This window comes from Kocuria marina, assembly GCF_000786655.1.
GTDB classification, from domain to species: domain Bacteria; phylum Actinomycetota; class Actinomycetes; order Actinomycetales; family Micrococcaceae; genus Kocuria; species Kocuria marina_A.
Genome location: NZ_JROM01000005.1, coordinates 1 through 3,650, shown reverse-complemented (window position 1 = coordinate 3,650; position 3,650 = coordinate 1). Strand labels below are relative to the sequence as shown.

Sequence of the window (3,650 nt, the reverse complement as noted above, 5' to 3'; positions counted from 1 at the left end):
CGTCAAGCGCGCCGCACGGGACCGGGCCACCCTCACCCTGCAGGAGAACCGCGCCAAGGCGGTCATCGCCGGCGAGAAGCCAGACGCCCGCTGCAACAGGTCACCGTCGTCATCGCCGGTCACCCCCACGTCGCCGCCGACCCGCTGACCGGCACCGCCAGCGAGATCCTCACCGCCACCGGCACCGAATGGCCAACACACTAAATTGGCACGACTCGGGTCGACGTGGACCCCGCGTGGAAGCTGCCGCAAGAGGCTGGGGTGATCCTCGCCCAGTGCAACGGCGGTCCCGTGCTTGGCGCTGCTGTTGTTGGAGGCGCAGATCTCGACGGCGTCCCCGCCGGGCTCATCACCCACTTGGTCACGGACCCCGTTCACCAGGGAGAGGGCATCGGGTTCATGACCCTGCGCATGGTGGGGCAGTACCTCATCTCCGAAGGACACACCCCCAAGTTCCTGTACGGCGCATGCGATCCGAAGGCGTCTCGGTTCTACGCGAAGGCCGGGTTCAACGTCACGGACCCGGGCACGTCCCTGCGGATCCCCGGAACCACCATGACGATGAAGTCCAACCACCCGCCATACACCGCCTGGTTCTACACGGCCACCGTGAGATAAGAACTCAGATCATGACCACCACCCAGCAGCACCTTGGGGCTGTGTGACTTCGTCCGCTAAATGGCGGGGTTCGTTTCCGTGAATAACGCCCTCACTCCGGCCCTACTCCTCCGGGCGCTCGCCCAGGCGGTCGGACAGCGCTGGCAGGGAGGGGGAGAGGTCGAGCAGCAGCTCGAGATTGTCCTCCTGCGGCACGGCCGTAAAGCCCGCGACGAGCTCCTCGAGCTGGGCAGACAGTGCCCCGCTCACTGGGCCGACCCCGGGACCTCGCTGGGCACGACCGGCACGCGCACGGAGTTACCCCACTCGGTCCAGGAGCCGTCGTCGTTGCGGACCTTGGCGTAGCCCAGCAGGTGCTTCAGCACGAACCACGTGTGGGCCGAGCGTTCCCCGATTCGGCAGTACGCGATGATGTTGTCGTCCGTCGTCGGCCAGGCCCACCTCGTCGCGGTAGATCGCCTCGAGCTCCCTGCGCGAGCGGGACGTGGAGTCCTCGGCGGCGGCCCGCGCCCGCTGTGGTCTGACCACGGAACGAAACCCAGGGCGCTTCAAGTCCAACCACGTAGATACTCGCAACCGGATCAGTGCGCATGCCCTTCCGTCTGGTCCGCCTCGCCGGTGGCTGCCCCGGACGGCTCAGGGATCTCGAGTCTGATCGAGGGCTCCTCCACATCACCGGGTGGGCGGGAGGAGAAGCTGATGCCGTTCGGCAAGTCCCCCACCGGCACAGTGGCAATGACCGAAAGGCTCTCAAGGTCCACGACGGAGACGGTGTCGTCGTAAGTGTTGGTGACCCAGGCCCTCGTCCCGGTGGTGTCGATGACCACCCCGTGCGGACCGGAGCCGGTGCGGACACTGCCGCGGACGGTCATCTCGATCGGGTCGATCACGGACAAGGTGTTCCCGGGTTCGGCCTCGGTGCCCTGGTCGGCCGAGAGCAGGGTGCGGCCGTCCGGGGACAGATACACCTGGACCGGAGAAGCTGAGACCTCAATGGTGCCCACCACCTCCCGTGCGGCGAGGTCGATCTTCACGACCGAGGCCGGCTCGGCGATACTGGCATAGGCGTAGGTACCGTCGGTGTCGACCGCCACCTGCACGGGGCCGCCTTCGACCGGCACTGAGGCGGTCTTGGTGTCGGTGCCCGGATCGATCAGATCCACCGAACCGGCCTCGGTGTTGGCGACCGCGATCACTGATCCATCGGCTGCTGGGCGCAGACCATGGGGCATCCCCCCGAGGTCGATGGTGGCGACCGGGTCAAGACCCGGTGCGCGGTAGACCGAGACGGTGCCGTCGCCGGAATTGGTGGTGTAGACCTTGGTGCCGTCGGCGGCGTCGATCACGTGCGCGGGGGCCGGTCCGCTGGGAGCAACCGCAGCCACCTGATAGCTTTCCGCGTCGACGGCGATGGTCGTGTTGTCGTGGCCGCTCACCGCGTATCCGACGGAGCCGTCGGCCCCGGCTTGCACGTTATGCGGGGACTCCACCCCGGTCAACGTCGTGACGAGTTCGTTCGTTGCCGCGTCCAAGACAGTGAGGCTGTCGCCCTCCTCGTTCGCCACCCACACCGTGCCGGTGACGCCCCCACCGCTCGAAGGAGCGGAGGCGGTCGCTGTGGTGGCTTCCGGTGGTGTGCCGTTGGAACAGCCCGCCAGGCCAGCCATCATTAGAACAGCCAGACTGGTGACGGCGAGCCGTCGATTCATCAAGATCATCACTAGACCTTTCGGGTCGAACCAATAGGGGAAAAATAGTGGCGGACCGGAGATGTGGAGTGGGATTGGGCCGCCCCCTTCATTCGGTCCGGTCGCTGTGCGAGTCGTCGGTTTCCGATTGATGGGTGCATTGCCGAGCGTAGTCGACGGGTGCGAGGTAGCCGAGCGATGAATGCCGGCGGTCGTGGTTGTATTCGGTCTTCCAGTCGCCGATCACGACCTGGGCGTGGAGCAGCGAGTAGAAGCTGTTGATGTTCAGGCACTCGTCGGGGAGCCTGCTGTTGAACGACTCGACGTACCCGTTGTGCCAGGGCGAGCCGGGCGGGATGTAGAACAGGCCGGTGCGGGTGCCGGCCCAGTCGGCCATCGCGTCGCTGATGAACTCGGGGCCGTTGTCGGATCGGAGCACCGCGGGGGCGCCGCGGACGGCGACGAGGTCCTCGAGGTGGGCGGTGAGCCGGTCCGCGGTAATCGACCGTTCGACGAGCCCGCCGATGCACTCGCGGGTGTGCTCGTCGACGATGGAGCAGATCTTGATCGGACGGCCCTGCTCGTCCGCGTCGAACTGGAAGTCCACCGCCCATACGAGGTTCGGTGCGACTGCCGCCGGGGCGTCGACGGTCGAGGATCCGACACGCTTGCGGCGACGCCGCTGCGGGACGCGCAGCCCTTCCTCGCGCCAGAGCCGTTGGATCTTCTTGTGGTTCACGACCCACCCCTCGCCGCGGGCATCGTGGTAGGCCCTGCGGTATCCCCACCGCGGGTGCTTCTTCGCATACGCCCGCAGCCAGTCCCGCAACGCCAGGTCCGGGTCGGCTGTCGTCTCACCCTGGAGCGGGCGACGGTATGCGGACCTGCTCAGCCCGGCCAGACGGCACGCCATTCGTTCGCTCACCCGCAGCTTGCGCTTGAGGTGGTCGACGGCGGCGCGGCGCCTGCCCGGGCCTAGAAGTTTCCCTCAGCCAGCTCCTTGAGCGCGGCCTTCTCCAGCTCTGCCTCGGCGAGCAGCCGCTTGAGCGTGGCGTTCTGCTTCTCCAGTTCCCTGAGGCGCTTCGCGTCGTCGGCCTTCAGCCCGCCGTACTGGTTACGCCACCGGTAATACGTCTGCTCGGACACTCCGAGCTCTCGACACACCCCGGCGATGTCGCTACCGCCCGCGAGCATCCTGTCGGCCTGCCCGAGCTTACGGACGACCTGCTCCGAGGTGTGACGCTTCCTGCTGTTCGACATGATCTGACCAGTCTCACTGCCCGGACCCCCGGGCAACAGGACGACTCACACAACCACCGGACCTACCAAACGGGGTCAGCCCAC

General features: G+C 67.0%; 4 protein-coding genes and 1 pseudogene. 1 reads left to right on the top strand and 4 read right to left on the bottom strand.

The window, feature by feature from the left end; genetic code table 11:
- The first annotated feature begins 225 nt into the window (after positions 1–225).
- Positions 226–618: a GNAT family N-acetyltransferase gene (locus tag AS25_RS14000; protein WP_172644384.1), complete on the top strand. Its 393-nt coding sequence runs from the start codon at positions 226–228 to the stop codon at positions 616–618.
- A 102-nt stretch (positions 619–720) separates the two neighbouring features.
- Here AS25_RS14000 and AS25_RS00580 read toward each other — a convergent pair whose 3' ends face one another.
- From AS25_RS00580 to AS25_RS00570, 4 genes and pseudogenes are all read right to left on the bottom strand, one after another.
- Positions 721–867, bottom strand: a complete 147-nt coding sequence (locus AS25_RS00580; RefSeq protein ID WP_035959396.1) for a hypothetical protein — start codon at positions 865–867, stop codon at positions 721–723.
- Positions 864–1,128, bottom strand: a pseudogene (locus tag AS25_RS13995) (sulfurtransferase); the annotation flags it as partial. The pseudogene AS25_RS13995 and the gene AS25_RS00580, both read right to left, overlap by 4 nt.
- Before the next feature lie 71 nt (positions 1,129–1,199).
- The gene (locus AS25_RS00575) at positions 1,200–2,336 is read right to left on the bottom strand and encodes a YVTN family beta-propeller repeat protein (RefSeq protein ID WP_216594090.1); all 1,137 of its coding nucleotides are present in this window, start codon (positions 2,334–2,336) and stop codon (positions 1,200–1,202) included.
- Between the two features lie 79 nt (positions 2,337–2,415).
- Positions 2,416–3,566 (bottom strand): IS3-like element ISAar43 family transposase gene (locus AS25_RS00570; protein WP_156960854.1). Its coding sequence is split into 2 segments (ribosomal slippage): positions 2,416–3,296 and positions 3,296–3,566, totalling 1,152 coding nucleotides; the frame shifts between segments, so codons are not numbered across the junction.
- Positions 3,567–3,650 lie beyond the last annotated feature (84 nt).

Excerpts from the sequence above, each read along its gene's own strand:
- AS25_RS00575 (WP_216594090.1), bottom strand. The coding sequence starts at position 2,336 with ATGATCTTGATGAATCGACGGCTCGCCGTCACCAGTCTGGCTGTTCTA.